The sequence below is a fragment of the Paraburkholderia sp. GV068 genome, from assembly GCF_003058125.1.
Lineage (GTDB): Bacteria > Pseudomonadota > Gammaproteobacteria > Burkholderiales > Burkholderiaceae > Paraburkholderia > Paraburkholderia graminis.
The window spans coordinates 186,992-213,985 of record NZ_QBUB01000009.1 but is presented as its reverse complement, the minus strand read 5'-3'; the positions used below and the strand labels follow the sequence as shown (position 1 = coordinate 213,985).

Genomic DNA, 26,994 nt, shown 5'->3' with positions numbered 1-26,994 from the left:
ACCCGCCTGACCGGCACGCGCCTCCCGTCCGTCATCTGTGCGGTTCGCGCATGTCGCAGCGCTTTTACCGGAGGCTTCGATGACAGCCGTCGATCTGGAATTCGACCAGCTCAACAGTACCGTCGACGCGCTACGGCGCTCAATTTCCAATCGCATGATGTACGGCGTCGGCAAGGACGCCGTCACCGCGCATCCGCATGACTGGCTGCATGCCGCGGCGCTTGCCGTGCGCGACCGGCTCGTCGCGCGCTGGATGAAAACCACGCGCCTGCAATACGAACAGGACGTGAAGCGCGTCTACTACCTGTCGATGGAATTCCTGATCGGCCGGACCTTCACGAATGCGTTGCTCGCGCTCGGCATCCACGATCAGATGAAGGAAGCGCTCGCGAGTCTCGGCGTCGACATGGACGCGCTGACCGACATCGAGCCCGACGCCGCGCTCGGCAACGGCGGCCTCGGCCGGCTGGCCGCATGCTTTCTCGATTCGATGGCCACGCTCGGTATTCCGGGCTTCGGTTACGGCATCCGTTATGAATACGGGATGTTCCGTCAGGAGATCGTCGATGGCGAGCAGGTCGAGGCGCCGGATTACTGGCTGCGCGCCGGCAATCCGTGGGAATTTCCGCGACCCGAGATCAAGTACACCGTGCATTTCGGCGGACGCACCGTGCAGCGCGGCGATCAGGTCGAATGGATCGACACCGAGCATGTGAACGCCACCGCGTATGACACGGTGATTCCAGGCTACGCGACCGACGCCACCAACACGCTGCGCCTGTGGTCCGCGCGCGCCACCGACGAGCTCGACCTCGGCGCGTTCAACCGCGGCGACTATCGCAATGCGGTGGACACGAAGAACATGTCGGAGAACGTATCGCGGCTGCTGTATCCGGACGACTCCACGCCGGCCGGCCGCGAACTGCGTTTGCGGCAGGAGTACTTCTTCGTTTCGGCGACCATGCAGGATCTGATTCGCCGCTATCAGCGCACGCACAGCACGTTCGGGCGCTTTTCCGAAAAGGTCGCGGTGCATCTGAACGATACGCACCCAGTGCTGGCGATTCCCGAACTGATGCGCTTGCTCGTGGACGTGCATCATCTGCCGTGGGACAAGGCGTGGAAACACGTCACGCAGATTTTCTCGTACACGAATCACACGCTGATGCCCGAGGCGCTCGAAACGTGGGACGTCGAAATGCTGTCGCGTTTGTTGCCGCGGCATCTCGAGATCATCTTCGAGATCAATGCCGGTTTTCTCAAGCATGTGAGCGAGCAGTCGGGTCACGACGCGGAGATGATCCGCCGCATTTCTCTTGTCGATGAATACGGACAGCGGCGCGTGCGCATGGCGTATCTGGCGATTGTCGCGAGCCACAAGGTGAACGGCGTGTCGAAGCTGCATTCGCAACTGATGACGCGCGACATCTTCGCCGACTTCGCGCGCATTTATCCAGACCGCTTCACGAATGTGACGAACGGCATTACGCCGCGGCGCTGGTTATCGCAGGCGAGTCCGTCGCTGTCGTCGCTGATCGATCAGAAGATCGGCACGCATTGGCGCGGCAATCTGTTCGAACTCGCGCAATTGCGCGAACTGCGTAGCGATAGTGAGTTCATCGAAGCATTTCGTGAGGCCAAGCGGCAGAACAAGTTGCGGCTCGTGCAGCGGCTCGCGCATCATACGAAGCTGCATTTCAATCCCGACGCGCTGTTCGATCTGCAGGTGAAGCGCATCCACGAATACAAGCGGCAATTGCTGAACGTGCTGCATGTGATCGTGCGCTACAACCAGATTCGCGCGAATCCGGAGCGCGACTGGGTGCCGCGCGTGGTGATGTTCGCGGGCAAGGCCGCGTCCGCTTACCGGATGGCGAAGACGATCATCAAACTGATCGGCGATGTGAGTCAGAAGGTCAATCACGATCCGCTGATTGGCGACCGTCTCAAGGTGGTGTTCGTGCCGAACTACGGCGTGAGCGTGGCGGAACTGATCATTCCGGCCGCCGATTTGTCCGAGCAGATTTCGATGGCCGGCACGGAAGCATCGGGCACCGGCAACATGAAGCTCGCGCTCAACGGGGCATTGACGATCGGCACGATGGACGGCGCGAACATCGAAATCTGCGACGCGGTGGGCCGCGAGAATATTTTCATCTTCGGCCATACCGCGGACGAGGTGGACGATCTGCGCGCGAGCGGCTACCGTCCGCGCGAAGTGTACGAGCAGAACGCCGAATTGCGCATGGCGCTCGACCAGATTCGCGGCGGCTACTTCTCACCCGACGACCCGCTGCGTTTCTCCGATATTTTCCACACGCTGGTGGATTGGGGCGATCACTACATGGTGCTCGCCGATTTCGCGGCGTTCGCGAAGGCGCAAAACGAAGTGGACGCGCGTTTCGTCGACAAGCGCGCGTGGACGGAAAGCGCGATTGAGAATGTCGCGGGCATGGGGCAGTTTTCGTCGGATCGGACGATCGCTGAGTATGCTCGGGAGATATGGCGGGTGAATCCGCTTAGTTTGGGGTGAGGGGGGGTTGGTTGGGCGCGGGTTGTGGGTTGCGCGTGCGGGAAAGAACGAGGCTGAACTGCACCCCCAAGGTTGGACAGCGAACTGAGCTTTGGGGTGCTTTTCGTGAGGAGGCACAGCGAGCAGCTAAAGGCATACCGACACCACGCATGACCACGCGCGGTTGAAGCTCACGTGAAGAGCCCCGCCGAAGCGGGGCCAACATTTACTTGATAGATCGGCTATGCGGTGTGATCCGTGGATCGTCGCAAAGCCGTTCGCAACCACCTTTACACAAAGGCACAAGCTCAATTGAGATTTGATGCAGGTTCAAAGTGCCGTCCTCGTTTTTTACCATTTCGTTGGTAAAGACCTTTGGCTCAATCAGAACGTTCTGTGGATTAATCCCTAACTGGACTAAATAAGATTTCACGAGTTCGCCGCGCTCGCTTTTTAATCTTTCGCGATCCTTCTCTCCAACGTATGCACCCGCAATGATTACGGCCTGGATGTCGACGTCAGGCCATTTTTTTGCTTCCAGTACGATGTTGGCAATTGATAATCTATCTCTGTTCGTTAGCTCGACGGCGTTAAAGGGAAGTCGTGTTTCCATTGACTCGCTGATCGTGCATGCCCGTGCTTGCATCGACAGGAAAGTCGTAGCCACTGCAATGGAGATAAAACATGTGGATATTAGTTTTTTCATCGCGCTACTGTCTTGTCAAAGGTCGCAATATAGCCCGCAATACTATCGGCGTTCCGTATCGCCTTGTCGCGGTTCCCCAATGCGAAAGCATGCATCCCGCTTTCAGTGTTGCCGTACATGATATCGTCGGAGTTGAACGTGTCGGTGAAGTGCGTGCATTCGTGTATCAGCGTCTTGACCTTCGCACCGTGCCACAACTCGCCGTTGGAATCCGTGCAGAAAGCACTATAGATCGCAATAACGCGCTTCTCTGAATCGGGCTTACACACGCCGGCCCGATTCTGTCCGTTATCAGGTACAACGGAGCAGGTAAGATTTCTGTTTGAGGCGTCATCCCAGCGGACAATTTTCTCGGGCACTAGCTCTTGCATTGCCGCGAGCAAGCGCGGGAGTCTGGCGGCCAGGGTGCTTCGAATTTCATCGTCTGCACGACCGAAATAGGTTTTAGCGCGGGCCTGCTCGTTCGCATCCCATTGTGCTACCGCCGCAATACGATCCTTGATTAATGTGAGCCCTGCATCGCGCGCTCGCATAACGGTTTCGGCGAATTGCTTATTCGTCATGTTCGAGCATATGGGCACTGTATTGATCGTGACATGAACCATCGAATCCGGATTCGTATTGGCGATTGCTGTATCGTGGACCGTTACCCACTCTGCATCATCGGACATGCTTGCTTCTCCACTTGAAATTGCGGGGCGAAATCTTCTGCGTTTCTATGTGATCCGTTTGGCCGTTACGGTTCGTGGTTGCCGCTATGACGCGGTCTCCATCAACGACGATCCGATATGGCATGCTCCCAATCGGGCGGGGATACCGACCGGAAGTCGCGTTAGAGGCTCAGGATAATTTCGAGTGTTAGCCGGCGCGCGTCTTCGGTGGCGATTCGTTGCGTCATTCCGCGTGAGTCCGTTACTCCACTCGCTATGACCTCGGAACCAATACGGACGCGATAGGGCACGTTCTCGAACGGTTCACCGGCGCTATTCCTGAGTGTGTATTGCTGGTCATAGATAGAAGTCGTTGGAGCTAGCGTCGGCGCGGCCGGGGCCTCACCTTTGCTGTCGGAATAGAACGCATTGGACGAACCTGCGGCAAGAACAAAATTCCTACCGCATGGGCATAGAACGCGGTCCAGGTCCTTCACATATGGGGAGCCGTCATCCATCCAGTTGCTTGCAGTGCCGTAGATTGGCCATCCGCCTTTGCAGTTTCCGCACGTCGCATGGTTTTCCTTGCGCGCGTACATCCTGCCTTGTTCGTTATAGAAGTCACTACGGCCAATAACTTCTCCGCCTGTCGTGGTGCGGTCTCCATCTGCTACAAGTCGATCAAACATGCTTGTCTCCTGTTCGGTGCGCTACTTCAAGCCCTAGTTGTTGGCTCTCTCTCGTCCATCACCGCTTGACTACCATCGCTATACGTCACGACATCGCCAACGCACGCTAGCGGAAAGCCGTCGATGCAAACCTCCGAACCACTAGTAACGCATCCGCCGCGCTCCGTGCGCGCACCGATCGTCGCGAATGCATACGTCGTTCCCCTTGCGATCTTCCTGATTCGACATTCCCATACATCCGAAACCAACGAAGACGCCGGCCGTGCGGCTACCGGCTACGACAGGGCGATGTTTTGGCCCTGATTGACCATGCTCGCGCGGTACTTGCGCAGCGCGATATAGGACTGGTCTGAAAACGGGGAAATGGGCGAAACAGAGGCCGCGTCGGCACGACGCGAAGGCATTTAACGTGACTTGCGACAAATTCCGCCCAATGAGGCGAAATATTTGAAGGTATGTTTATCCGGGTAACCCGAGCTCGGGCAAAGGAACTGCACCCCAAAGGTCGGAAACCGATCCGACGTTGGGGTGTCTTTCATGACCAAGCGCACCCAATACCTAGAAGTAAGGATGGCGAATCAGTACGTAGCCGGAGCGGCCAGTACGACGCTACTTTTACGACGCTATGGAAAGAGCGCACGGCATTACGTCGGTGAATAACAACCCACCACATCCACCGACGCACGGCCTTTCTTTTGCCTAAAACACCACCCTCAAGGCGTCAACTTCTCAACCGTCTCCCGCGCATAAAGCCCCAACTGAGCGTGCGGAAAATCGAACAGCACGTCGATGTTCTGCATACCCATCAGACCGATCACGATGCGGTTTGCCCCCGGTTGCGCCTTGACGATGGTGACTTGCGCGTCGTCGTAGCGATGCACCCACTTGCCCGAACCAATCGCCGCGTTGTAGTTGCCTTGAATGAGCACCTTGCCAGGGCTGTCGTCGCCGGTCCAGTTCGGCGCCGTATCGGTTTCGACGCGGATCATGCCAGTGGTTGCCGTGGCAAACACCAGCGGCGCGCAAAACGTCGTCTTGTCGCCGACATTGACGCAGCCTCGCGGCCACTGCAACGCGCCGTCTTTCGATACCGTCATCGGCACCATCGTGTAGTCCTTCGTGATCGCGCTCGACGGGCTCAGCAGCAAGTACGGTTTCGCGAAACTGGCATGCACCACATAGCGTTCGCCGATGTGGCCGACGAGCGCGCGCAGCGGTTGCGTGCAACAGGTGTCGTCCGGTTGCGCGGCGCCCACGCCGAACAGTCCGGAGAAGGCCCAGCCGAACTCGCCGGTGTAGCCGTCCATCGCGACGCAGCGTTTGGCGTTGGCCTGGCAACTGACGGCGTCCACGGCCTGTGCGTCGACCTTTACCGCGTTCGATCCCGCGACGCTCATCGGCACTTTCACCGTGGCGCCCGAAATTTGCGCGCCGTTCGCGAGCAGCAGTGTGCTCGCCGGCGCGGCGCTCGGATAGTCCGAACCGGGCAGCACCGACTTCAGCACACGCACGCCTTGCGTGCCCGTATCGAGTGCGACGTAGACCGGCTTGCCGTCGAGTTGAACGGGCAGGCCGAGACGCGCGTGGTCTTCATCGGCACGTTCGACGTGCAGCGGAATCAGCACGCCGTCCTTGCCGCCGTTGATCAGCGAAACGCTGGAAGCGGGCGGCGTGGGCGTCGGGAAAGTGGTCGAGCAGCCGCTGAGCGCGGTGAGCGCGCCGGTCGCAAACAGCGCGGCGGCCGTCAAACGGCGCCAATGACGATGCAGACGAAGATGCAGATGCAAGTGCAGATGCCGGCGCGCGGCATAACCAGTGACAGTAAGCAGGGACATGAGACACGCTCGCAAAAAGGCGGTCCCTTGCGAAGGCGATGCATGCGGCTGCTACGCACAGGGAGCGACGCATCGCGAGGCCTGCGAAAGTGAACGCGCGATAACAGGAGCGGCGACTCTAACCGGGCACCGGCGACCACTTGCAAAGATGTGTGAAGGGAAGCGCGGCTCGATGCCGCGGCGATTTGCGTTTAGTGTGACGCCGACGCGCACATCTACCTATGCCGTCGGCCGCTTTAACAAGCCCGCGAGCGCGAGCTTGACATCGGCTTACTCAAACTTTCTGCGTGGCGGAAGCCGAAGCGGCTGCGCCCTTGGCTTCGTTCACGGCCGCGCCGACGCGCTCGACGAAGTCGCGATCGACGCTCGACAGCGCCTCGCGTTCGCCATTGGCCGTTTGCACCATCAGACGGTGCGTGACATCCTGCGTCGCCCACGTGAGCCAGCCGACGACCGCCAGCATCACGCCGCACACGATTCCCACCGGCGCGCGAAGCACGCCGCCGACAATCGCGCCGACGAGCCCCACGACCGAAATCGTAATGGGCAATACCTTGTTCTTCTGCACGGTGATGACCTTCACGCTGACGATGTCGCGCAGCGGGAAAACCTGGCCGGCGGATGAAAGCGCATTGCGGGTGACCGACACGCCGCGATCGTTGAAAGGAGTTTCCATCGAGTCGAATGCAAGCTGTTGCAAAGGGCGCAGCGTACCAGAGTTCGCGTGCGCAGGGCTTGCGCGAGATGCTGGCTTGGTTCGGAAAAGGGCCGGCCCAGAGCGCTGCAACGCCTTCCGACGAACTTCGCGCCTGCCGTTTCTGTCGAAGCAATATAGCGGGAGTTCACATCATGAAGCGGTTTTACGTCAGCGCTACTGTGGCTATCACTGCGATCTTCGCGGCCGGCTGTTCATCGACATGGCCGCCGTCCGCTGAACGAGACACGCGACAGGTTCCACCCACTGCCGCAACCTCCACCACGCCCACCGCGCGCACCGATCAGCACGCGTCTAAGTCCAAACCGAAGCCGCCCGTACTAAGCGTCGGCGTGACCGATCCCGGCACTCAATTGATTCTCCCGTGGTTCCTCGCGGATATCATCAATGCGGTCAACACGCATCAGTCTTTCGGCTCCACGCTCAATACGATGAAACAGGGACTTTGAGCGAGTGGCCCTCAGCCGATAGTCACGCCGCACTCCTTCAATGCCCCCCGCAACCCCAACTGCGGATACGCACTCTCCAACGTGCGCAAATCGGCACGCATCTCCTCGACGATCCAGTCGCGCACATCCGCAACAATCGGCCGCAATGGCCGGTTCGCCGGCGACACCAGGCAGCAGCGCCGACTCGTCACGATGATCTGCTCCTCGGCGGGGACCAGCGCGCGCTGCGATAGCCAGTGCGACACCACGTTCAACCAGCCAAGCGCGATGCCCTGGCCGAGCAGCGCGGCCTGCACGACGATCGCGTAGTCGTTGAAGCTGAGCATGCCCGCGACGCGCCGGCCATGCTGCTCGAACGCGCCAAAGCGGTGATGCCAGCCGCGCTCTTCGTCGTCCATCACGATGACCGTATCGCCATGCTCGCGGCCAGCCTCCGTTTGCGCGGTTTCCTGGTAGCGCGGGTTGCATACGGGCATCAGCGTTTCGGGCATGACGAGCACGCTGTTGTCGTCGATTTCGTCGGCGTGCAGAAAGCGCATGCCGAGATCGACGTCGACCAGCGGCCCGCCGATGCGCCCCGAAATGAGCTGAAACCTCAGATCAATCGACGGAAACGCCTGGTTCAGGCGACTCATGCGCGGCATCAGCCAATGCGTCGTAAAGCCGGTCGACACCGAGAGTGTGACCGACTCCACGCCCGTGGCGCGCGCCTCGATTTCGCGTATCGCGCTCTCTATGCCGTTGAATCCTTCGGAGATCTTGCGATACAGGATGCGCCCGTTCTCCGTCAACTCGATGCCGCCGCGCACGCGCTCGAAAAGGCGCACTCCGATGTGGTCTTCCATGCGCGCGAGCATGCGGCTAACGGCGGGTTGGCTCACATAGAGTTCCTGCGCGGCGCGCGTGAAGTTGCCGCAGCGCGCGGCGGCTTCGAAGACGAACAGCGCATTCGCGCTCGGCAATTTTTTGCGTAGATTCGGCATGACTTCATGTTATGCCCGATCCAACAATTTGGGAATTGCCGCCAAAAAGTTTGCCACCTATATTTTCCCTAACGCAGCCCCTTTAGCGAGAAAAAACGCAATGGACGCACGAGCGAAAACAGGAGTCTCGATCCGGTCGGCAGGCAAGCGCTACGGTCCGGTGGTCGCGCTGGACGACGTTTCGCTCGACATCGCGCCCGGCGAGTTCGTGTCGCTGCTAGGGCCGTCGGGCTCCGGCAAGACGACGCTGCTCGGCATCCTCGGCGGCTTTGTTCAGCCGAGTTCGGGCGCGGTCTGGGTCGGCGAGAATGACATTACATTTGCGCCGCCGCATAAACGCAATATCGGCATCGTGTTCCAGAACTACGCGCTGTTTCCGCACATGACGGTCGGCGAGAACGTGGCATTCCCGCTGCGCGCGCGCCGCGAGCCGAAAGCGGGCTGGGCGAAAAAAGTAGCCGACGCACTCGCGATGGTCGAACTGAGCGGCTTCGAGGCGCGCAACATTAGCCAGCTTTCGGGCGGCCAGCGTCAGCGCGTCGCGCTCGCCAGAGCGATGGTGTTCGAGCCGCAACTCATCCTGATGGACGAACCGCTGTCCGCGCTCGACAAGCAATTGCGCGAGACGATGCAGATCGAGCTGCGGCGTTTGCACCGCAAGCTCGGCGCGACGATCGTCTACGTGACGCACGATCAGCGCGAGGCGCTCACCATGAGCGACCGCGTCGCGGTGCTGAAGAACGGCAAGCTCGTGCAGATCGATACGCCGGAGCGTCTGTACGACCGGCCTTGCGATGCGTTCGTCGCGAGCTTCATCGGCGAGGCGACGCTGCTCGACGTGAGCCGCGCCGGCGACGACGCCGTGCGGCTCGGCGACGCGCTGCTGCGCACCGCCCATCCGTTGCCGCGCGGCGAGCGTCTGCTGCTTGCCGTGCAAACCGAAAAGCTCGTGATCGACGGCGGTTCCGCCGAAGGCGCGAACCGGCTGTCGTGCCGCGTGACCGAAGTGCTGTATCAGGGCGAGAGTTTGCGCGTGTTCGCCGCGCTCGCCGACGGCACCTCGATCAGCTTGCGCCAACCCGGCAATCACGACGCGCGTCGCCGCATTCCATCGCCGGGCGAGCCTATGACTGTGCTGCTCGATCCGCAGGACACCATCGTCGTGCCCGCCTGATTCTTGTCGCCGCCCGCCTAGGCTTACCTCTTGCGCAATTCACGCAACCCTCACAACCCGCAAAGGATGATGCAATGAAGCTCACCGATTTCAAGGTCCTGACGTTCGATGTCGTCGGCACGCTGATCAACTTCGAACAGGGCGTGCTTGCGTCCGTGCGGCGCCTGGGCGGCGCGGCGGCGAAAGACCTCACCGACGATCAGATCTTCGAGCCGTATATGCGCGGACGCGCGAAATATCCGGGGCGCTCCAGTCACGAGATGGCGAACGTCTATCTGTATCTCGCGAAGGAACTCGGCCTGCCCGACGACGCGCAATCCGCCGCCGCATTCCAGCGCGACGTGCTCGAATGGCCCGCGTTCGAAGATTCGGTGGAAGCGTTGAAGCGCCTGCGCAAACACTACCGGCTCGTTGCGATGACGAACGCGGACCGCGTCGCGTTGTCGGCGTACGCGCACACCCTCGGCGATCCGTTCGACGACACCGTGTGCTGCGACGAAACCGGCGTCGCGAAGCCGGACCCGCAATTCTTCGCCTATAACCGCGGACGTCAGGCCGCGTTCGGCTTCAAGTTCGATGAAATCCTGCACACCGCGCAGAGCCAGTATCACGACATCGGCATCGCGACGAAGCTCGGTTACGCGACCTGCTGGATCGAGCGCCGTCAGGGCATGAAGGGCTTCGGCGCGACTCCGGTTCCGGAAGCCGTCACGACGCCGACCTTCAAATTCGCGACGCTCGGCGCGCTCGCCGACGCGGTCGAAGCCGAAGCACGCGCCGCTTAAAGTCATGCTCGCGCCCGCGATTCACAACTCCTCGCAACGCCCGCAGCCCGATTCGTTATGGCGCGCGATGGCGGCGCGCACTGCCGAAAAGCAGGCGCCCGTCAGCACGGGCGCGCCGCTCGCTCGCGATCTCATCGTCGACGTGGCCGTGATCGGCGCGGGCTACTCGGGCCTCGCCGCCGCGTATGCGCTGCAAAAACGCGGCGTCGACTGCGCGGTGTTCGATGCAAACCCGGTGGGTTGGGGCGCGAGTGGGCGCAATGGCGGCGTGGTGTCGTCGAAATTCCGCTTGTCGTTTCCGCAGATCGACAAGCTGCATGGACTCGATACCGCCAAGCGCATGCACCGGCTCGCGCATGAAGGCGTGCGCGTGGTCGAATCGTTCGTCGACGAATTCAGGCTCGAGCGCGCGCGTTTCGAGCATACGGGCAGCCTGCGTTGCGCGCATACCGAGCGAGCGTTCGAAGCGATTCGCGCGGAAGCGGACTGGGTGCGCACGCAACTGGGCGATACGTCGATGACCGTGCAATCGGCCGCGGAAATAACTCGCGAGACGGGATCGGCGGAGTTTGTCGGCGGCGTATTGAGCGCGGACGCCGGCACGATTCTGCCGCTCGAATATGTGTACGGTATCGCGCGCGGACTGACCGCGCGCGGCGTGCCGATTTACGAAGCAACGCCGATCGTCGAGATGACGCGTGCCGAGCGCGGCTCGGGTGGCGCCGTGCTGCGCACGCCTCACGGCACGGTGCGCGCGAAGCAGGTGATCGTCGCGACGAATGCCTATTCCGACCTCACGGCTGCGACCGCCGCCTATCAACGCGAGCTCGTGCCGTTTCGCAGCGCGATGATCGCAACGGAGCGTCTGCCCGCGGAACTCGACGCGCGCCTGATGGTGCAGCGCCGCAGCTATACGGAAACGCGCCGCATGATGAAGTGGTTTCGCAAGGTGGACGGCCGCATGCTGTTCGGCGGACGCGATGCGTTCGGCAAGGAAGGGCAGTCCACCGGTTTCGACGCGCTGCGCCGCGCGATGGTCGCGCTGTTTCCCGATCTCGCGGACGTGCAGATCGAGTACCAATGGTCGGGCTATGTCGGCATGACCTTCAACTCGCTGCCGCATGTTGGCCGAAGCGACGACGTCACGACGTTTTGTCTCGGGTATAACGGAGCAGGTGTCGCGATGGCGAGCCTGCTCGGCCAGCATGCCGCGGCGCTCGCGCTCGGCGAAACGCCTGAGCTCGCATTGCTAGGCCAGCAAGGCTTGCGGCCCGTGCCGTTTCATTCGCTGCGCGCGCCGGGCGTTCGCGTCGTCGCTGCGTGGTATCAGTTTCTTGACGCCGTGGGTGCATGATGACGACAGCCAAACGGATTTTTCAGGGACCCAGCTTGATGCAGACGACCGCGATGGACCCGTCGGAGCGCCATCGGCAACGCGAGGACCGCGCGATGCTGCTGTTGCTCGCGCCCGCGCTTTTGGTCGTCGTTGTGCTGCTGGTGGTGCCGCTCGCGTGGCTCTCGTGGCAGTCCATCTGGCATGACGGCGGCTTCACGCTCGTCAACTATCGGCGCATCTTCACCGGCACCTATCTGGATACGTTCCTGCTTACGTTCAGGCTCAGCGCGATCGTGACGGGTGTGACGCTTCTGCTCGGTTATCCCGTTGCATATTTCGCGGCCTCCGTGTCGCCGCGATGGAGCGCGCTGATACTCGGCATGGTCATATTGCCGTTCTGGACCAGCGTGCTCGTGCGCACGTACGCATGGCTCGTGCTGTTGCAGCGCACCGGGCTCATCAACAAGGCGCTGCTCGAAATGGGCCTGGTGGATCGGCCGATACAACTCGCCTACAACCAGTTCGGCACGATCCTCGCGATGGTGCATATTCTGTTGCCGTTCATGGTGCTGCCGCTTTATTCGGCCATGCAGAAGATTCCAGCGAACCTCTCGCAGGCCGGCGCGAGTCTCGGCGGCTCGCCGCTGCATGTTTTCTGGCGCGTGTTTCTGCCGCTGTCGATGAGCGGTGTCGTCGCGGGCGTCACGCTCGTCTTCGTGCTGTGCCTCGGTTTTTACATCACGCCCGAACTGATGGGCGGCGGCAAGTCGATCATGGTGTCGATGGTGGTGAGCCGCAACGTGGAAATCTACAACAGTTGGGGAGCGGCGAGCGCGGTCAGCGTCGTTCTGCTGGTTTGCGTGTTCGCGATCTTCTATGCCGCGAGCCGCGTGATTCCACTTGAAAAGACCCTGGGCGCGAAATGAACAGGATTCCGTTAGGCAGAGTGGTGCTCGGCGCGTTCGTCGTGCTGATCCTCGTGTTCCTGATGCTGCCGGTGCTGATCGTCGTGCCGCTATCGTTCTCCGACACGCGCTTCATGACGTTCCCGCCGCCCGCGTATTCGTTGCGCTGGTATCACGCGTTCTTCGACAACCCCGCATGGATCGACGCCGCTCGCGTGACGCTGACGGCATCCGTTTGCGCCGCGCTCGTCGCGACGCCGCTCGGCGTTGCCGCGGCCTACGCGATCCAGCACGGCACGCATTGGTCGATGCGCTATCTGCGCACGCTGCTGATGTTGCCGCTGATGGTGCCGATCATCATCGTCGCGGTGGGCGTGTTCTTCGTCTTCACGCAGGCGGGTTACGTGAATACGCTCGGCGGGCTGATCGTCGCGGATACGATGCTCGGGCTGCCGTACGTGCTGATTTCCGTCGGCGCGGATTTGCGCACGTTCGACCGCACGCAGGAAATGGTCGCGCGCAGTCTCGGCATGAATCGGCTGCGCAGCTTTCTCACGGTGACGCTGCCGCAGATCAAGGCGAGCGTGATTTCCGGCGCGGTGTTCGTGTTCATTCAGGCGCTCGATGAAACCGTCGTCGCGCTCTTCATATCGGGCGGCGCGAATCAGACGCTCACGCGCCGCATGTTCGTCACGCTGCGCGACGAGATCGATCCGACCATCGCCGCGATCAGCACCATGCTCACTGCGTTGACGTTGTGTCTCGTGATGATCGTCGTCGTGAGCCGGCGTTCGGCCGGCGCGCGCGCGTGATGCCTTTTCATTTCCTCTGACTGGGAAGCGGATGTCGAATGCACTGAAGTTTTATATCGACGGCGCATGGGTTGCGCCGTCCGGCAACGCGCGCCTTGCCGTGGTCGATCCCTGCACGGAAGAAGCGTTCGCCGAGATCGCGCTGGGCAATGCGGAAGATGCCGAGCGCGCGGTCGCCGCGGCGAGACGCGCGTTCGCGTCGTTCTCGCTGACGCAGCCGGCCGAACGCATCGCGCTGATCCGCCGCATACTCGACGCCTACATGGCGCGCTACGACGAGATGGCCGCTGTGATCTCGCGTGAGATCGGCGCGCCGAAAAAGCTCTCGCATGCGTGGCAGGCCGCGCTCGGCAAGCGTCATCTGGAAGAACTGCTGCGTACCTGCGAGAGCTTCGCGTGGCAGCGCAAGAAGGGCACGACGCTCGTCAATCATGAGCCCGTCGGCGTGGTCGCGCTGATTACGCCGTGGAACTGGCCGATCAATCAGATTGTCTGCAAGGTCGCGCCCGCGATTGCCGCCGGCTGCACGATGGTGCTTAAGCCGAGCGAGGTGTCTCCGCTGAACGCCGTGCTGTTCGCTGAAATTCTCGACGCGGCGGGCGTGCCGCCAGGCGTGTTCAATCTGCTGAACGGCGACGGCCCGACTGTCGGCGCCGCGCTATGCAGTCATCCGGATGTCGACATGGTGTCGTTCACCGGATCGACGCGCGCGGGCGTGGAAATCGCAAAGCTGGCCGCGCCGACCGTCAAGCGCGTGCATCAGGAACTGGGCGGGAAATCCGCCAACATTCTTCTCGACGACGCGGACCTGGAAGCCGCGGTCACGTCGGGCGTGAACTCGTGCTTCAGCAACAGCGGGCAGTCGTGCAATGCGCCGACACGCATGCTGGTGCCGGCAGCGCGGCACGACGAGGCGGTCGCGATTGCACAGCGCGCGGCGGCCGCGCACCGCATCGGTCCCGCTGACGACGACGAAACGACGATGGGCCCGGTCGTTAGCGACGTGCAATACGCACGCGTGCAACGGCTGATCGAAATGGGCATCGAGGAAGGCGCGCTGCTCGCGGCGGGCGGGCCAGGACGTCCCGACGGTCTGACGCGCGGCTACTACGTGCGGCCCACGGTATTCGCAAACGTCGCTCCGTCGATGACGATCGCTCGCGAAGAAATCTTCGGCCCGGTGCTCGCGATCATGCCGTATCGCGACGAAGAAGACGCCATCGCCATTGCCAACGACACACCGTTCGGACTGGCCGCGTATGTTCAGTCCGCGGATCAGGCGCGCGCGAGGCGCGTTGCATTGCGCTTGCGTGCGGGCAGCGTGTATCTGAACTATCCGGCGTGGGACGCGGGCTCGCCGTTCGGCGGCTACAAGCAGTCCGGCAACGGACGCGAATACGGCGAGTGGGGGCTCGAAGCGTTTCTCGAAGTGAAGGGTATCGTTGGGTACGGCGAGTAGGTTGCGATCAGGGCACGATTAAGCCGCGCTCGAACGCCCACGCAGCAGATCCGCAATGCGCTCCGCGATCATGATGGTCGGCACATTCGTATTCGCGCATGGAATCGACGGCATCAACGACGCATCGCACACATGCAGCCCTTCGACGCCATACACGGCGCCGCGCGCATCGGTGACCGCGAGCGGGTCGTCGGCGGCGCCCATGCGGCAGGTGCCCGACGGGTGCCACGTACCGCCCACCGAACGTGTGACGAACTGCGTGAGCGCGGCATCGTCGGCGAGCAGTTCGTCGAGTGTCGCGCCTTGCGTGATGACGCGGCGCACCAGTGCTGCCCGCAACGGCCCCGCGATGTCCAGCAGCGCGGCGAGCGCACCGCGCTGCAGCCCGTTCCATGCGCCAGGCACCGCGACGGCCGCGACGCGCGGCGAATAGCTCGACGGAAACACCGTGCCGCGATGCGCGGCCATCGCCGGTGCGGCGAGTGTCTGCGCGCCGAAGCGCAGCGCGAGCTTAAGCCGTTCGAGATCGCGCGCGTCGGAGAGCATTGCAAAATCGACGTTCGGTTCATCCAATGCGCTAGCGGATTTGAGTGTGAGACGTCCGCGCGAATACGATTTGTTGACCCAGAAGAACATCGTGCCGAGACGATAGCCGACCGAATGCCAGCCCGAGCGCGACAGTATCGCGCCGTGCATGTCGCCCGGCACAGTGCCAGCCAGGCCCGACGAAAAGCGCACGATGGCCTGCTCGTGATGCTCGTCGGGAAACGGCGTGCGCGCGGCGCGAGGCAGAAACGCGGACACCGCGATAGACGGATGCTCCATCAGATTGCGGCCTACGCCCTGGCGATCCGCGAGCACGTCGATGCCGAGCGCGGCAAGTTCATTCGCGGGGCCAATGCCGCTTCTCAGCAGCAGCGCGGGCGAGTGGATCGCCCCTGAGCAGACGATCACGCAGCGCGCCCGCAAGTCATCGTGCGTGCCGTCGGGCCGGATCACGCGCGCGCCGATTGCGCGCTTTGCGTCGAACAGAATGCGCTCAGCGATCTCGTTCGTGCGAATCGTGAGGTTGGGCCGCGCCCGCACCGCGTCGTCGAGATAACAAACGGATGTGGGAATGCGCTCGCCCTGGGCGCTCACCGCAATCGAGCCGATGAAAGTGCCGTCTTGCCACAGACCATTTTGATCCGCGTGCAGCGGATAGTCGTGCTTCAACGTATTGAGCACGGCCTTTACGAATGGCGAGATGCGTTGCGGTCCGGTTCGCTGGATACGCAGCGGGCCATGCGCGCCATGCAGGCCGCTATCGTCCGGGCCGTTGAAGTCGCAATCGGTTTCGAGCTTGCGGAAGTAGGGCAGACACGCTTGCCAATTCCAGCCTTGTGCGCCGAGTGTTTGCCATTCGTCGTAATCGGCGGGCGAGCCGCGATTGGCCATTAGCGCATTGATCGCGGAGCCGCCGCCGAGAAGCCGCGCCTGTTCATAGCGGCGCAGCGCGGCGGGCGCGCTCATGCGCGCTTTCAGTTGCCGCCAGAGGTTCGCCGTGTCGAGATAAGCGCGGCCAGGATAGCGGCTGCGGATGTCGGCGGGCATGGTCGCCTGCGAGATGTCGCGGCCTGCCTCGACGAGACACACGTTGTTGCTCGCATCTTCGGAGAGCCGCGCGGCGAGTACACAGCCGGCCGATCCGCCGCCAAGAATCAGATAGTCGATCACGTTGGATGGATGAAGACCGCGCGCCGCATCGCCCTGCGCGCGGCACAACGCAAACCAGAAAACAGAACGCCCGCGATGAACCGTGGTCCCGCGGGCGCGTGAATGGCAGTGCGAACGCCGCCCGTTATTGCATGAACTTGAGCCAGCGCGCTTTCGCCTGAATGCCAGCATCCGATGCCCACCAGTCTTCGGACATCAATGCCTGCTTCGCGGCATTCTCGGGCGAGCTCGGCAACTCGCTCGCGCGCTTCGCCGCGATCTTGCCGGTCTTGAACGCAGCCGGATTGCCCGGACCGTAGTCGATGTAAAGCGGCAGATTCGCTTGCAACTCGGGCGAGACCGCGGTGTTCAGAAAGCGCATAGCGTCGTTCAGATTCGGCGCGTTCTTCAGCACGCATAGCTGCGTGTTTTGCAGAATGCCGTCGTTGAAAGTGAAATCGACGTCGGGGTTGTCCTTGCGCACCGCGCTTGCGCGGCCGTTCCAGATCATCGTCATGTCGACTTCGCCGTCATGCAGCAATTGCGCGGACTGGCCACCGGAGGTCCACCACACCGTGATGTCGGGCTTGATCTGCTGCAACTTCTTGAAGGCGCGATCGACGTCGAGCGGATAGAGCTTGTCGCGCGACACGCCGTCGGCGAGCAGCGCGGCTTCCAATACCGTTTGCGGATCGTTACGCAAGGCACGCGTGCCGGGGAAGGCTTTCACGTTCCAGAAGTCGGCCCAGCTTTGCGGCGTCTTCTTCAGCGTCTTCTTGTTGTAGCCGATCACGGTCGAATAGAACTCGTACGCGACCGAGTAGGGCGTGCGGTACTTTTCCGGCATCGCCGCGGCGTTCGGAAGCTTCGCGAAGTCTAGCTTTTCCAGCAGCCCTTCGCGTCCGCCTCGCAGACAGTTCGAGGTCGGCGTGTCCACCACGTCCCAGATCGGCTTGCCGGTCGCGGCCTGCGCCTTGATCTGCGGCCACGCATCGGGAATGCTGTCCTGGTTGATGGTGATGCCCAGCTCCTTCGCCGCCGGGTCGAGGATGGCTTTGGTCTGAGCCTCCTGATACGTGCCGCCTTGCGACACGAAAGTGATTTTTCCCGCGGCGAGAGCGGGCGCCATGCTCACGGCGCTCAACAGCAGAGTCATGGCAAACGGGCGCAACCTTGGCATGCTGATCACGACTTCTCCTCGATACGGTTGAAGCGAAAAGACATCATCCAGGTCGGCGCTATGTGCCGCTGCGGCTCGGAGCCGAAGCGGCAAACAGCACAGGCTTGAATGGAAATATAGTGAGCCAATTTGACCGGAGCAACGCCGCAATTGTTGGAGCGGCCATGACATGATGTTATGTCAGACTGTTGTAGCCTTGGTTGTCGTCGTTGCGCGCAGTGCTTTGACGGCTTCAATCGCTTCGATCCGTCCCGTCGCGTTTGCCGATTCGCGACATCACGTTCGCGACGATGCGGTCGCAGCGCGCACCGGCGAATCCGAACAGTTCGCTTCCGGCGACGTCGATCTCCCGCGCGAGCGACTCGCGCAGCAGACTCTTCGCGCGAAAATGCCGGCTACGCACGGTGGCTTCGGCAATCTCCAGGCATTGCGCGGTTTCCTCGACACTGAGTTCTTCCACCGATCGCAGAATGAACACCGTGCGGAACGATGCCGGCAATTCGTCGAGCTTGCGCTCGATCAGCGCGCGCATTTCCGCGCGCGCTACTGCGCTGTCGGGCGGCTCGGAGTCGGACGGGTGCATGGCTTCAATATCGATGTCGGCGGTGTTGGAACTGACTATCGGCACAACGTTCTCGCGGCGGGCATGGCGGCGCAGCCGGCCATAGCATTCGTTGAGCACGAGCCGCGAGAGCCACGTCGACAAAGCCGCGTCACCGCGAAACTGGCTGAGCGAACGGTAGGCGCGGAGATACGCGTCCTGAAGCGCGTCTTCGGCTTCGGCGTCGTCACGCAGCGTCGCGCGCGCGAGCCGGTAGAGGCGCCGGTTATGGCGGCGCATCAGCACCTCGAACGCTGCACGATCGCCCGCGACGATGCGCCGGACGATCGCATGATCGTCGTCGGCGTTGTCGGCGTGGTCGGCGGCGGACATGGACGGCAGTTTCGCTGTCTCGGTCATCGCGTGCGGGCTCTCATTGAACGGTTAGCGCGCCGTGCATCGTCGGATGAAAAGTGCAGCCGTACCGATAACTGCCGGCCTTCGCGGGCGCGTAAGACCATGACGCGTTGGCGGCAATGCTGCGCGAATCGAATGCATGCGTGTTGCCGGTCACCGTATGAGGAAAGAGATCCTTGTTGATCCATACGATGCGGTCCCCTCGCTTCACCGTCAAGGTGGGCGGATTGAATTGCATGTTCTCGATCGTGACGACATGGCTTGTCGGCGCCGCCGCGCTCGCCGGTAATGCGCTCAAGCTGGCCAAGAGCATCGCACAGACCAGCGCGGCGCACGCACGCGTGCTCTTGCCCGACGCATGCCGCCGCTTAACCACTGCTTTTCTCCAGCGACGCCTGCACATGCTTCGCATGTTCGAGATGCGCGACGAAAGCCGGCCGAACCTTCACGAGCAGCGCCTTCAGCTCATCGTTCTTCGCTGACGGAATCAGCGTCTTATCGAGCGCGTCGAGAACATTCTCATGGTAGGTCACTTCATGATCGATATACGCACGGTCGAATGCTGCGCCATTCAGTTTCTTGAGCGCCGCGAGGTTTGCATCGCCGCCTTGCTTGAGGCTTTGGCTCGTCGCGTTGTCCTCGGGCGTGACGTTGAGTTTGTGCACGAGGTCGCTCGCCGATTGATTGACGGCGCTGTGGTCGGTGACCATCTGCTTCGCGAACGCCTTGACGTCGCCCGACTTCGAGCGCGACTCGGCGAGTTTGCCCGCGTCGATATCGACCTGGTTCGCGGTGACGACGATAGCCGCGATCTGCGGATCGCTCGGCCCGGCGCTTTGCGCCCAGCTAGCGAGACTCACGAGCGCGAGCGCGCCTAACCATTGTGGACGGATCAGTTTCATGCGGATTCTCCCGTTTAGCCAACGTTGCGTTGCATACGGCGTTGGATGTCACGACGGAGAATCCTGTTCCCAGATGATGCGCGACGCGCGTTGCTTCAGTGACCGTGCCGCTCGCCCGCTGCGACCGGCGTCTGCCTGGATTGCCGGCTGAGCATCAGCGTGACGACCGCCGACACGGCCAGCGTCGCGCCGACCACATACAGCCCCGCCGAATAGCCGCCCGTCACGTTCTTGAGCCAGCCGATCGCGAATGGACCGACGAAGCCGCCGAGGTTGCCGATGGAGTTGATCATCGCGATGCCCGCGGCCGCGCCCGCGCCCGACAGGAACATGCTCGGCATGGCCCACAACGGCGCCTTGGCCGCGCTGATGCCGACGTTCACGACCACGAGCGCCAGCACGATCATCAGCGCGGTCGCCGCGTTGCCCGCGAACACGAAGCCGAGACAGGCCAGCGCGCACGGAATGACGACGTGCCACGTGCGTTCTTCGGTGCGATCCGAATGCCTCGCCCACAGAATCATCGCGATCACCGCGACGATGCTCGGTATGCCCGCGAGCAGACCCGTCTCAAACGAGCCGAAGCCGTATTGCCTGATGATGAGCGGCGCCCACAGGCCGAGCGTGTACAAGCCCGCGGACGTGCCGAAGTAAATCAGCGCCAGTGCGAGAACGCGCGGATCGCGCAGGGCGCTCAACGCGCCGGCCGTGTGGCCCGCATGCGACTGCCGCGCGTCGGCTTCCGTCTTCAGTTTCGCGATCAGCCATTCGCGCTCTTCGGGCGCGAGCCAGTGCGCTTTCGACGGTGTGTCGGTCAGATACTTCAGGACGAAGAAGCCGAGTACGACCGCGGGCAGCGCTTCGAGAATGTAGAGCATTTGCCAGTCGGCGAGACCGGCGATCGGCGGCAGCTTCATGATCGCGCCGGAAATCGGCGAGCCGATCGCGGTGGAAATCGGCGCGGCCGCCATGAACCACGCGGCGGCCACGGCGCGCTGACGGGTCGGAAACCACAAGCTCAGATACAGGATGATGCCGGGAAAGAAGCCCGCTTCCGCCACGCCGAGCAGAAAGCGCAATGCATAGAAACTGTTCGGCCCGACGACGAACGCGGAGGCCAGCGAGACGATGCCCCACGAGACCATCACGCGGGCAATCCAGCGGCGCGCGCCGACCTTGTGAAGAATCAGGTTCGACGGAACTTCGAACAGAAAATAGCCGATAAAGAACAGGCCGCCGCCGAATCCGAACGCGGTCGGCGACAGGCCAATGGCCTTGTTCATCGTCAGCGCGGCGAAGCCTACGTTGACGCGGTCGAGAAAACTCACGAAATACAGCAGCATTACGAACGGGATGATCCGCAGCATCAGCTTGCGGGACACCCGGCTTTCGAGGTCGGTCGTCATTGTCTCCTCCTTTGGAGGCTTGAGCGGTGCCCTGCTGCGAGGGCAGCAGGGTGCGAGGCGCGCGGCAGCCGTCGAATGCGGCTGTTGTCCGTGGGTGCGCGTCGCGAGGCGCGAACTGTCGCGCGATGGGGGTTTATGTGGCTGACACGGCTTATGCCGCGTTCGCCGCCGGCCTTGCGGCTCGTTCGATGAAAGCGCACACCGCAGCCGTCACCTGCGCGGTCGTCGCCGTGCCGCCGAGGTCGCCCGTGTGCAGCGACTTGTCCGCGGTCACGGCTTCGACGGCCTGCATCACGCGCTTTGCCGCGTCGAGTTCGCCGAGATGTTCGAGCAGCATCACCACCGACCAGAACGTGCCGACAGGATTCGCGAGACCCTTGCCCATGATGTCGAACGCGGAACCGTGGATCGGTTCGAACATCGACGGAAAGCGCCGTTCGGGGTCGATGTTGCCGGTCGGCGCAATGCCCAGGCTGCCGGCAAGCGCAGCGGCCAGGTCGCTGAGAATGTCGGCGTGCAGGTTCGTCGCGACAATCGTGTCGAGGCTCGCCGGGCGATTGATCATGCGCGCGGTCGACGCGTCCACCAGTTCCTTGTCCCACGTGACATCGGGGAATTCCTTCGAGACCTGCAGCGCGATTTCGTCCCACATCACCATCGCGTGACGTTGCGCGTTGCTCTTCGTGATGACGGTCAGCAGCTTGCGCGGACGCGACTGCGCGAGGCGGAACGCGAAGCGCATGATGCGCTCAACGCCGGCGCGGGTCATGATCGACACGTCCGTCGCGGCTTCGATCGGATGACCCTGATGAACGCGGCCGCCCACGCCGGAGTATTCGCCTTCCGAGTTTTCGCGCACGATCACCCAGTTGAGGTCCTCGGGCTTGCAGCGCTTTAACGGTGCGTCGATGCCGGGCAGGATGCGCGTGGGGCGAACGTTCGCGTACTGGTCGAAGCCCTGGCAGATTTTCAGACGCAGACCCCACAGCGTGACGTGGTCGGGAATGTCCGGGTCGCCTGCGGAACCGAACAGAATCGCGTCCTTGTCGCGGATCGCATCGAGTCCGTCCGCCGGCATCATCACGCCATGCTTGCGGTGATAGTCGCCGCCCCAGTCGAAATTTTCGAACTCGAATGCAAACGACTGCGTGGTTCTGGCGAGCGCTTCGAGCACCTCGGCGCCGGCCGGTACGACCTCCTTGCCGATGCCGTCGCCAGGAATGGTCGCGATGCGATAGGTCTTCATGCTGCGTCTCCGAATGATTGATTGGGTTGGTTGCAGTGACTCTATCGACATCTGCACGAAAAAACCGGTGCTAAACTCAAAGCATCTTTAACTTCAATTCACAAGTGGAAGCGATGCGCGATACCGTTCAGCCGGCCGATCTGAGCTTTTTCTCGACGCTCGCGGCGTCGGGCAGCCTGAGTGCGGCGGCGCGAGAGCTGGGATTGACGGCGGCGGCCGTCAGCAAGCGGCTCACGCAGATGGAGAGCCGCGCGGGCGTCGCGCTCGTCAACCGCACCACGCGCCGGATGATGCTCACGCCCGAAGGCGAGCTGTACTTGCAGCATGCGCGCAGGATTCTCGACGAAATTGACGAGCTCGCCGAGTTGCTCGGTTCCGCGAAGAAGAGCCCGAAGGGACTGTTGCGTGTCAATGCGACGCTTGGGTTTGGCCGCAGCCATGTCGCGCCCGCAATTTCGCACTTTGTCGCGAAGTATCCGCAAGTGTCGGTGCAGCTTCAGTTGTCGGTCACGCCGCCGCCGCTAACCGACGATACGTTCGACGTCTGCATCCGCTTTGGCGAGCCGCCCGATACGCGCGTGATCGCGCGGCGCCTCGCGGCGAACCGGCGCCTGCTGTGCGCGGCGCCCTCGTATATCGCGTCGCACGGCATGCCGATGACGCCGCATGATCTAACGCGGCATAACTGCATCGGCATTCGTCAGGGCGACGAAGCGTATGGCGTGTGGCGGTTGAGTTCGGGCAAGGGCGCGTCGCTGAAGACGGAAGCCGTCCGCATCAAGGGCACGCTGACCACGAACGACGGCGAGATCGCGGTGAAGTGGGCGCTCGAGGGGCACGGCATTCTGATGCGCGCGGAGTGGGACATCAAGCAGTACCTCGCCGATGGCTCGCTCGTGGTCGTGCTGCCCGGTTATGACACGCCGAACGCCGACATCTTCGCCGTGTACTCGCAGCGGCATCAGATGTCGAACCGCATTCGCGCGTTCGTGGATTTCATCGCGCGCGAGTTGGGGGAATGAGGCGTCGGTTGTTGAATTTCCCGTAGCGTATGAGTCGAGCGTGAGTGGTTACTTTTGCATCGGCATGGCTTGCATTGCCGGATCTTGATCCATCTGCGCGCTTTTTTGAGCCGCGTGCATCGCGGCCACTTTTCTTTCGGCTTCCTGAATGTCGGATGGATACTGACTGTCGTCGCCGAGCGACGGCGTGTAGCCGGCGGCCTCGAGTTCTTCGAGTTCATGCATGACTTCGGCGCGCGTGAGAGGATGGCCGGCGTCGGGCGATGCCTGCGCGCGTGCCCATGTCGACGTGGCCACCAGCGCAGTGGCGGAAATAATGGCGAATAGCGCGCGGGCTGTCGCGCGATGTGCATGGTGGTCTTTCATGGCTTGCTCCTCGATGTGCGAGCGGATCGTCCGAAAGCGGTTTGCGTTCGATATGACGCGCTCTGCATCGTTAAACCGGCGAACTGGCTTTCTTATTCCCGCGACCTCGGAACAGCAGCAAGCGATTTACCGGACATGCGCCGAATGCCTATACTGCATGTTCCGATTTCTACCGATTGTTCTCTTGCAGAGCGTCCGCCATGACACATACCGTTAAAAGCGTCGAGCAGCTCGAACAGATTTACGGCGCGCCGCACGAGCGCGCATTGTGGAAAGAACTTGATTGCCTGAATAGCGACTATCAGGCGTTCGTGCGCGCTTCTCCGTTCGCGGTGTTGTCTTCTGTCGGTGAGGGCGGAGCGGACTGCTCGCCGAAAGGCGACGCCGCCGGATTCGTTCAGATACTCGACGAGCGCACATTGGCGTTGCCGGACAGGCCGGGCAATAACCGCATCGACAGCCTAAGAAACATTGTGGCCGACCCGCGCGTGTCGTTGCTGTTTCTCGTGCCGGGCGTCGGCGAAACGTTGCGGGTGAACGGGCGCGCCGAGATTTCCGTCGATCCCGACTTGCTCGCGCGCTTCGAGGTTCGCGGGAAACTGCCGCGCACAGTGATTATCGTGCACGTCGAGGCGGCGTATTTTCATTGCTCGAAAGCGCTGGTGCGCTCGAGTCTTTGGGACCCGGCAAAGCAGGTGGACCGCGCAAGTTTGCCGAGCGCGGGAGATATGCATAGGCGTTTGAGCGGCGGTACTTTCGACGGCGCGCAATACGACAAGGAAATGCCGGAGAAGGTGATCGCGGGGCTTTATTGAAGCGCGCCGATGCGGCATGTATGCAACGCACTATTCGACGCTTAAGCAAGCGTTAACCTCCGAAGGTTAAATTGGCGGGTCGTTCAGGCTACTCAGGAAGGAGCAAGTTATGAAAGACGACGCCGCCAGCTTTACCGAAGAGGCTGTCAGCAAAGTACCGCAAGTGACCTTGGGTTTCTGGATCATCAAGGTCGCGGCGACCACGCTCGGCGAAACGGGTGGCGACTGGGTGTCCATGTCGCTGAAGCTCGGCTACCTGATCGGTTCGGCGATTTTTCTGGTGTTCTTTATCGCGCTCGTTTCAGCGCAAATCAAGGCGCGCAACTTTCGTCCGTTCCTTTATTGGGCGACCATCATCGCGACTACGACGCTTGGCACCACGATGGCCGATTTCGCGGACAGGTCGCTCGGCATCGGCTATCCAGGCGGTGTTGCGCTGGTCGTTGCATTGCTGGCCGCGAGCCTCGCAATCTGGTATCGCTCGGAAGGAACCGTCTCCGTGCAGAGTATCGTCACTGCAAAAGCGGAATGGTTCTACTGGATCACGATCCTGTTCTCGCAGACACTCGGCACGGCTCTCGGCGACTGGGTCGCGGGCGAGGATCGCGGCGGTCTCGGTGTCGGCTACGAATATGGCGCGATGATCTTCGGCGCGGGCTTGCTCGTCGTGGCCGCCTTGTATTTCTGGTCGCGCGTATCGCACACGGCGCTCTTCTGGGCCGCGTTCATCCTCACGCGTCCGCTCGGCGCGACGCTCGGCGATCTGCTCGACAAGCCGGTTGCGGAAGGCGGATTGCACATCAGCCGCTTATACGCCTCCGGCATTCTGCTTGCGTTTATCATCGCGTGTATCGTGTTGTTGCCGCAGCGCTCGGCAAGACGCGAGCCGGCTGTGTGACGCTGCGCTCAGTGCGCTGAAAAACACGTCGCAAACAGAAACGCCCCTGAAAACAGGGGCGTTTCTTCACATTCACACCGGCGAAGCAACAACTCATCGCACGGTACAAATCGCTTTAGAACTTGTGGCGAACGCCCACGCGGAACGCCAACTGGTTGTCCGCGCCCGTGCCCGACGTGTTGAAGTAGCTCGTGCTCGAACCAATCTGCGCTTGCAGATCCTGCGTGCCGTTGCGGCCCGCCGCGATCTGATAGATACCGAGCGCATACACGTCGGTACGCTTGCTCAGCGCGTAGTCGACGCTCAGATCGACCTGATTCCAGTGACCGCGATTCGCGTTGCTCAGGTGCATGTACGTGTAGCCCGCGCCTGCCGTCAATGCCGGCGTGAACGCGTACTTCGCGCCTGCCTCATACGCGGCGAACGTCGTCGTGCCGCCCGAAATCGGCTCGAAGCGCGTGTTCGTGTACAACGCCCACAGCGTGGCTGCGCCGATCGAATAACGGCCGCCCACGCCGAACGTGCGCAGATCGCGGACGTTGCCGGTCGCGACGTTGGCGATCGTCGTCGAGAACGACGGCGTCGACTGGCCCGGATAACGGATGTCCGTGTAAGCCGCACCGATGCCGAACGGACCGTTCGCGTAGTTCACGCCGAAGCTGTAAGCACGCGACGAACCCGCGACCGGCGCTGCGGCCGTGCCGGTTGCCGGCGCGCCTGCGAATGCGCCCGCCTGGTTCGAGAAGCCATACATCGCGCCGAACGTCAGGCCCGCGAAATTCGCGCTGCTGAACTTGACCGCGTTGTTGATACGGCTCGACGTAAGCTGGTCCACGTCGTTGATGTGATACGCGTAGTTGCCTGCAACCGTTTGTCCGCCGGTCGAGTAATTGCCGCCGAGGTAATCGGTCGAGAACGAGTACTGGCGACCGAACGTCAGCGAGCCGACATTGTTCTGCGACAGACCGACATACGCCTGACGGCCGAACATCGCGCCGCCCTGGCCGAGCGTGCCGTTGCCGCTGTTAAAGCCGTTTTCGAGCACGAAGATCGCCTTCAGGCCGTTGCCCAGATCTTCGGTGCCGCGCAGGCCCCAACGGCTGCCTTGAGCAACGCCGTCGTCGTACTTGAAGAGATTGTCGTGACCGGTGGCGGTCTTCGAGTTGTTCACATAGCTGATGCCGGCATCGATCACGCCATACAGCGTGACGCTGCTTTGTGCGTGTGCTGCGCTGGCGAAAACGGCGAGGGTAGCGGCGGTCAATAGTTTTTTGTTCAAAACGTTCTCCGATTAAAAATTGAGCGATCGCGACGCCCTGCTTCTTGGGTAAGGTCGTGCGATGGCCCGAAATTTAAGGGAACGCTGAGTAAGGTATGTGACAGGTGCATCGATTTTGGAATTTGTCGCGCATACGCCACAGTCGACAGAGTCGAGCATTAAGCGACGCATGGCGGAACGCGTCGCGGGCATAAGCATTTTCCAGTTCGCCGATATA

26 protein-coding genes are annotated in these 26,994 nt (G+C 62.0%); 11 read left to right on the top strand and 15 right to left on the bottom strand.

Annotated elements, in window-relative coordinates; genetic code table 11:
* Positions 1-79: 79 nt before the first annotated feature.
* Positions 80-2,533, top strand: coding sequence for a glycogen/starch/alpha-glucan phosphorylase (locus tag C8K18_RS19770; protein WP_029966441.1), 2,454 nt, complete (start codon positions 80-82; stop codon positions 2,531-2,533).
* Between the two features lie 205 nt (positions 2,534-2,738).
* Here the strand turns inward: C8K18_RS19770 and C8K18_RS19765 are convergent, their stop codons facing one another.
* From C8K18_RS19765 to C8K18_RS19750, 5 genes are all read right to left on the bottom strand, one after another.
* On the bottom strand, positions 2,739-3,125 hold the full coding sequence (locus tag C8K18_RS19765; protein WP_146239974.1) for a hypothetical protein: 387 nt from the start codon (positions 3,123-3,125) through the stop codon (positions 2,739-2,741).
* A gap of 89 nt (positions 3,126-3,214) precedes the next feature.
* Entirely contained in the window at positions 3,215-3,889 is a 675-nt protein-coding gene (locus C8K18_RS19760; RefSeq protein ID WP_107708972.1) for a M35 family metallo-endopeptidase, read from the bottom strand.
* 161 nt (positions 3,890-4,050) lie between these two features.
* A complete protein-coding gene (locus tag C8K18_RS33115; RefSeq protein ID WP_132384586.1) occupies positions 4,051-4,557 on the bottom strand; it encodes a PAAR domain-containing protein in 507 nt (168 codons plus the stop codon).
* 713 nt (positions 4,558-5,270) lie between these two features.
* Positions 5,271-6,392, bottom strand: coding sequence for a hypothetical protein (locus tag C8K18_RS19755; RefSeq protein ID WP_107708970.1), 1,122 nt, complete (start codon positions 6,390-6,392; stop codon positions 5,271-5,273).
* A gap of 274 nt (positions 6,393-6,666) precedes the next feature.
* The gene (locus tag C8K18_RS19750) at positions 6,667-7,068 is read right to left on the bottom strand and encodes a DUF6232 family protein (protein ID WP_107708968.1); all 402 of its coding nucleotides are present in this window, start codon (positions 7,066-7,068) and stop codon (positions 6,667-6,669) included.
* Between the two features lie 8 nt (positions 7,069-7,076).
* Here C8K18_RS19750 and C8K18_RS19745 point away from each other — a divergent pair, with 8 nt between their 5' ends.
* Positions 7,077-7,556 (top strand): hypothetical protein, encoded by a 480-nt coding sequence (locus tag C8K18_RS19745; RefSeq protein ID WP_258230480.1) that lies wholly within the window; start codon positions 7,077-7,079, stop codon positions 7,554-7,556.
* 11 nt (positions 7,557-7,567) lie between these two features.
* On the opposite strand, the gene C8K18_RS19740 is transcribed toward C8K18_RS19745, so the two are convergent.
* Positions 7,568-8,539: a LysR family transcriptional regulator gene (locus C8K18_RS19740; RefSeq protein ID WP_029966428.1), complete on the bottom strand. Its 972-nt coding sequence runs from the start codon at positions 8,537-8,539 to the stop codon at positions 7,568-7,570.
* Between the two features lie 100 nt (positions 8,540-8,639).
* On the opposite strand from C8K18_RS19740, the gene C8K18_RS19735 reads away from it, so the two are divergent.
* The 6 genes from C8K18_RS19735 (at position 8,640) to C8K18_RS19710 (ending at position 15,010) form a co-directional block, all read left to right on the top strand.
* A complete protein-coding gene (locus C8K18_RS19735; protein ID WP_029966427.1) occupies positions 8,640-9,713 on the top strand; it encodes an ABC transporter ATP-binding protein in 1,074 nt (357 codons plus the stop codon).
* Between the two features lie 74 nt (positions 9,714-9,787).
* Positions 9,788-10,498, top strand: coding sequence for an HAD-IA family hydrolase (locus C8K18_RS19730; RefSeq protein ID WP_006049234.1), 711 nt, complete (start codon positions 9,788-9,790; stop codon positions 10,496-10,498).
* Between the two features lie 4 nt (positions 10,499-10,502).
* Entirely contained in the window at positions 10,503-11,852 is a 1,350-nt protein-coding gene (locus C8K18_RS19725; protein WP_107708966.1) for an FAD-binding oxidoreductase, read from the top strand.
* On the top strand, positions 11,849-12,760 hold the full coding sequence (locus C8K18_RS19720) for an ABC transporter permease (protein ID WP_035569473.1): 912 nt from the start codon (positions 11,849-11,851) through the stop codon (positions 12,758-12,760). The genes C8K18_RS19725 and C8K18_RS19720 overlap by 4 nt, the downstream gene beginning before the upstream one ends.
* Entirely contained in the window at positions 12,757-13,551 is a 795-nt protein-coding gene (locus C8K18_RS19715; RefSeq protein WP_006049237.1) for an ABC transporter permease, read from the top strand. Before C8K18_RS19720 ends, C8K18_RS19715 begins: the two co-directional genes overlap by 4 nt.
* A gap of 31 nt (positions 13,552-13,582) precedes the next feature.
* The gene (locus C8K18_RS19710) at positions 13,583-15,010 is read left to right on the top strand and encodes an aldehyde dehydrogenase family protein (protein WP_107708964.1); all 1,428 of its coding nucleotides are present in this window, start codon (positions 13,583-13,585) and stop codon (positions 15,008-15,010) included.
* Between the two features lie 18 nt (positions 15,011-15,028).
* Here the strand turns inward: C8K18_RS19710 and C8K18_RS19705 are convergent, their stop codons facing one another.
* The 7 genes from C8K18_RS19705 to C8K18_RS19675 form a co-directional block, all read right to left on the bottom strand.
* A complete protein-coding gene (locus tag C8K18_RS19705) occupies positions 15,029-16,726 on the bottom strand; it encodes a GMC family oxidoreductase (protein ID WP_107709089.1) in 1,698 nt (565 codons plus the stop codon).
* A 124-nt stretch (positions 16,727-16,850) separates the two neighbouring features.
* A complete protein-coding gene (locus C8K18_RS19700) occupies positions 16,851-17,861 on the bottom strand; it encodes an ABC transporter substrate-binding protein (RefSeq protein WP_044021052.1) in 1,011 nt (336 codons plus the stop codon).
* Between the two features lie 256 nt (positions 17,862-18,117).
* Complete coding sequence (locus C8K18_RS19695) at positions 18,118-18,846, bottom strand: RNA polymerase sigma factor (protein WP_006049241.1); 729 nt, start codon at positions 18,844-18,846, stop codon at positions 18,118-18,120.
* A gap of 13 nt (positions 18,847-18,859) precedes the next feature.
* Positions 18,860-19,156 (bottom strand): cupredoxin family copper-binding protein, encoded by a 297-nt coding sequence (locus C8K18_RS19690; protein WP_107709087.1) that lies wholly within the window; start codon positions 19,154-19,156, stop codon positions 18,860-18,862.
* Between the two features lie 55 nt (positions 19,157-19,211).
* On the bottom strand, positions 19,212-19,745 hold the full coding sequence (locus C8K18_RS19685) for a DUF4142 domain-containing protein (protein WP_006049243.1): 534 nt from the start codon (positions 19,743-19,745) through the stop codon (positions 19,212-19,214).
* Positions 19,746-19,840: 95 nt separating this feature from the next.
* Positions 19,841-21,151: an MFS transporter gene (locus C8K18_RS19680; RefSeq protein WP_006049244.1), complete on the bottom strand. Its 1,311-nt coding sequence runs from the start codon at positions 21,149-21,151 to the stop codon at positions 19,841-19,843.
* Positions 21,152-21,302: 151 nt separating this feature from the next.
* A complete protein-coding gene (locus tag C8K18_RS19675) occupies positions 21,303-22,397 on the bottom strand; it encodes a tartrate dehydrogenase (RefSeq protein ID WP_107708961.1) in 1,095 nt (364 codons plus the stop codon).
* A 113-nt stretch (positions 22,398-22,510) separates the two neighbouring features.
* Between C8K18_RS19675 and C8K18_RS19670 the strand changes: the two genes are divergently transcribed.
* Complete coding sequence (locus tag C8K18_RS19670; RefSeq protein ID WP_029966408.1) at positions 22,511-23,419, top strand: LysR substrate-binding domain-containing protein; 909 nt, start codon at positions 22,511-22,513, stop codon at positions 23,417-23,419.
* A 48-nt stretch (positions 23,420-23,467) separates the two neighbouring features.
* Here C8K18_RS19670 and C8K18_RS19665 read toward each other — a convergent pair whose 3' ends face one another.
* A complete protein-coding gene (locus C8K18_RS19665; RefSeq protein WP_053859530.1) occupies positions 23,468-23,785 on the bottom strand; it encodes a DUF4148 domain-containing protein in 318 nt (105 codons plus the stop codon).
* Between the two features lie 200 nt (positions 23,786-23,985).
* On the opposite strand from C8K18_RS19665, the gene C8K18_RS19660 reads away from it, so the two are divergent.
* Both C8K18_RS19660 and C8K18_RS19655 read left to right on the top strand, forming a co-directional pair.
* On the top strand, positions 23,986-24,600 hold the full coding sequence (locus C8K18_RS19660) for a pyridoxamine 5'-phosphate oxidase family protein (protein WP_053859529.1): 615 nt from the start codon (positions 23,986-23,988) through the stop codon (positions 24,598-24,600).
* A 109-nt stretch (positions 24,601-24,709) separates the two neighbouring features.
* Positions 24,710-25,498, top strand: a complete 789-nt coding sequence (locus C8K18_RS19655; RefSeq protein WP_006049249.1) for a membrane protein — start codon at positions 24,710-24,712, stop codon at positions 25,496-25,498.
* Between the two features lie 115 nt (positions 25,499-25,613).
* On the opposite strand, the gene C8K18_RS19650 is transcribed toward C8K18_RS19655, so the two are convergent.
* Positions 25,614-26,777: a porin gene (locus tag C8K18_RS19650; RefSeq protein WP_006049250.1), complete on the bottom strand. Its 1,164-nt coding sequence runs from the start codon at positions 26,775-26,777 to the stop codon at positions 25,614-25,616.
* Positions 26,778-26,994: the final 217 nt, after the last annotated feature.

Excerpts from the sequence above, each read along its gene's own strand:
- C8K18_RS19770 (WP_029966441.1), top strand. The coding sequence starts at position 80 with ATGACAGCCGTCGATCTGGAATTCGACCAGCTCAACAGTACCGTCGAC.
- C8K18_RS19765 (WP_146239974.1), bottom strand. The coding sequence starts at position 3,125 with ATGGAAACACGACTTCCCTTTAACGCCGTCGAGCTAACGAACAGAGAT.
- C8K18_RS19760 (WP_107708972.1), bottom strand. The coding sequence starts at position 3,889 with ATGTCCGATGATGCAGAGTGGGTAACGGTCCACGATACAGCAATCGCC.
- C8K18_RS33115 (WP_132384586.1), bottom strand. The coding sequence starts at position 4,557 with ATGTTTGATCGACTTGTAGCAGATGGAGACCGCACCACGACAGGCGGA.
- C8K18_RS19755 (WP_107708970.1), bottom strand. The coding sequence starts at position 6,392 with ATGTCCCTGCTTACTGTCACTGGTTATGCCGCGCGCCGGCATCTGCAC.
- C8K18_RS19750 (WP_107708968.1), bottom strand. The coding sequence starts at position 7,068 with ATGGAAACTCCTTTCAACGATCGCGGCGTGTCGGTCACCCGCAATGCG.
- C8K18_RS19745 (WP_258230480.1), top strand. The coding sequence starts at position 7,077 with ATGCAAGCTGTTGCAAAGGGCGCAGCGTACCAGAGTTCGCGTGCGCAG.
- C8K18_RS19740 (WP_029966428.1), bottom strand. The coding sequence starts at position 8,539 with ATGCCGAATCTACGCAAAAAATTGCCGAGCGCGAATGCGCTGTTCGTC.
- C8K18_RS19735 (WP_029966427.1), top strand. The coding sequence starts at position 8,640 with ATGGACGCACGAGCGAAAACAGGAGTCTCGATCCGGTCGGCAGGCAAG.
- C8K18_RS19730 (WP_006049234.1), top strand. The coding sequence starts at position 9,788 with ATGAAGCTCACCGATTTCAAGGTCCTGACGTTCGATGTCGTCGGCACG.
- C8K18_RS19725 (WP_107708966.1), top strand. The coding sequence starts at position 10,503 with ATGCTCGCGCCCGCGATTCACAACTCCTCGCAACGCCCGCAGCCCGAT.
- C8K18_RS19720 (WP_035569473.1), top strand. The coding sequence starts at position 11,849 with ATGATGACGACAGCCAAACGGATTTTTCAGGGACCCAGCTTGATGCAG.
- C8K18_RS19715 (WP_006049237.1), top strand. The coding sequence starts at position 12,757 with ATGAACAGGATTCCGTTAGGCAGAGTGGTGCTCGGCGCGTTCGTCGTG.
- C8K18_RS19710 (WP_107708964.1), top strand. The coding sequence starts at position 13,583 with ATGTCGAATGCACTGAAGTTTTATATCGACGGCGCATGGGTTGCGCCG.
- C8K18_RS19700 (WP_044021052.1), bottom strand. The coding sequence starts at position 17,861 with ATGACTCTGCTGTTGAGCGCCGTGAGCATGGCGCCCGCTCTCGCCGCG.
- C8K18_RS19695 (WP_006049241.1), bottom strand. The coding sequence starts at position 18,846 with ATGACCGAGACAGCGAAACTGCCGTCCATGTCCGCCGCCGACCACGCC.
- C8K18_RS19690 (WP_107709087.1), bottom strand. The coding sequence starts at position 19,156 with ATGCTCTTGGCCAGCTTGAGCGCATTACCGGCGAGCGCGGCGGCGCCG.
- C8K18_RS19685 (WP_006049243.1), bottom strand. The coding sequence starts at position 19,745 with ATGAAACTGATCCGTCCACAATGGTTAGGCGCGCTCGCGCTCGTGAGT.
- C8K18_RS19680 (WP_006049244.1), bottom strand. The coding sequence starts at position 21,151 with ATGACGACCGACCTCGAAAGCCGGGTGTCCCGCAAGCTGATGCTGCGG.
- C8K18_RS19675 (WP_107708961.1), bottom strand. The coding sequence starts at position 22,397 with ATGAAGACCTATCGCATCGCGACCATTCCTGGCGACGGCATCGGCAAG.
- C8K18_RS19670 (WP_029966408.1), top strand. The coding sequence starts at position 22,511 with ATGCGCGATACCGTTCAGCCGGCCGATCTGAGCTTTTTCTCGACGCTC.
- C8K18_RS19665 (WP_053859530.1), bottom strand. The coding sequence starts at position 23,785 with ATGAAAGACCACCATGCACATCGCGCGACAGCCCGCGCGCTATTCGCC.
- C8K18_RS19660 (WP_053859529.1), top strand. The coding sequence starts at position 23,986 with ATGACACATACCGTTAAAAGCGTCGAGCAGCTCGAACAGATTTACGGC.
- C8K18_RS19655 (WP_006049249.1), top strand. The coding sequence starts at position 24,710 with ATGAAAGACGACGCCGCCAGCTTTACCGAAGAGGCTGTCAGCAAAGTA.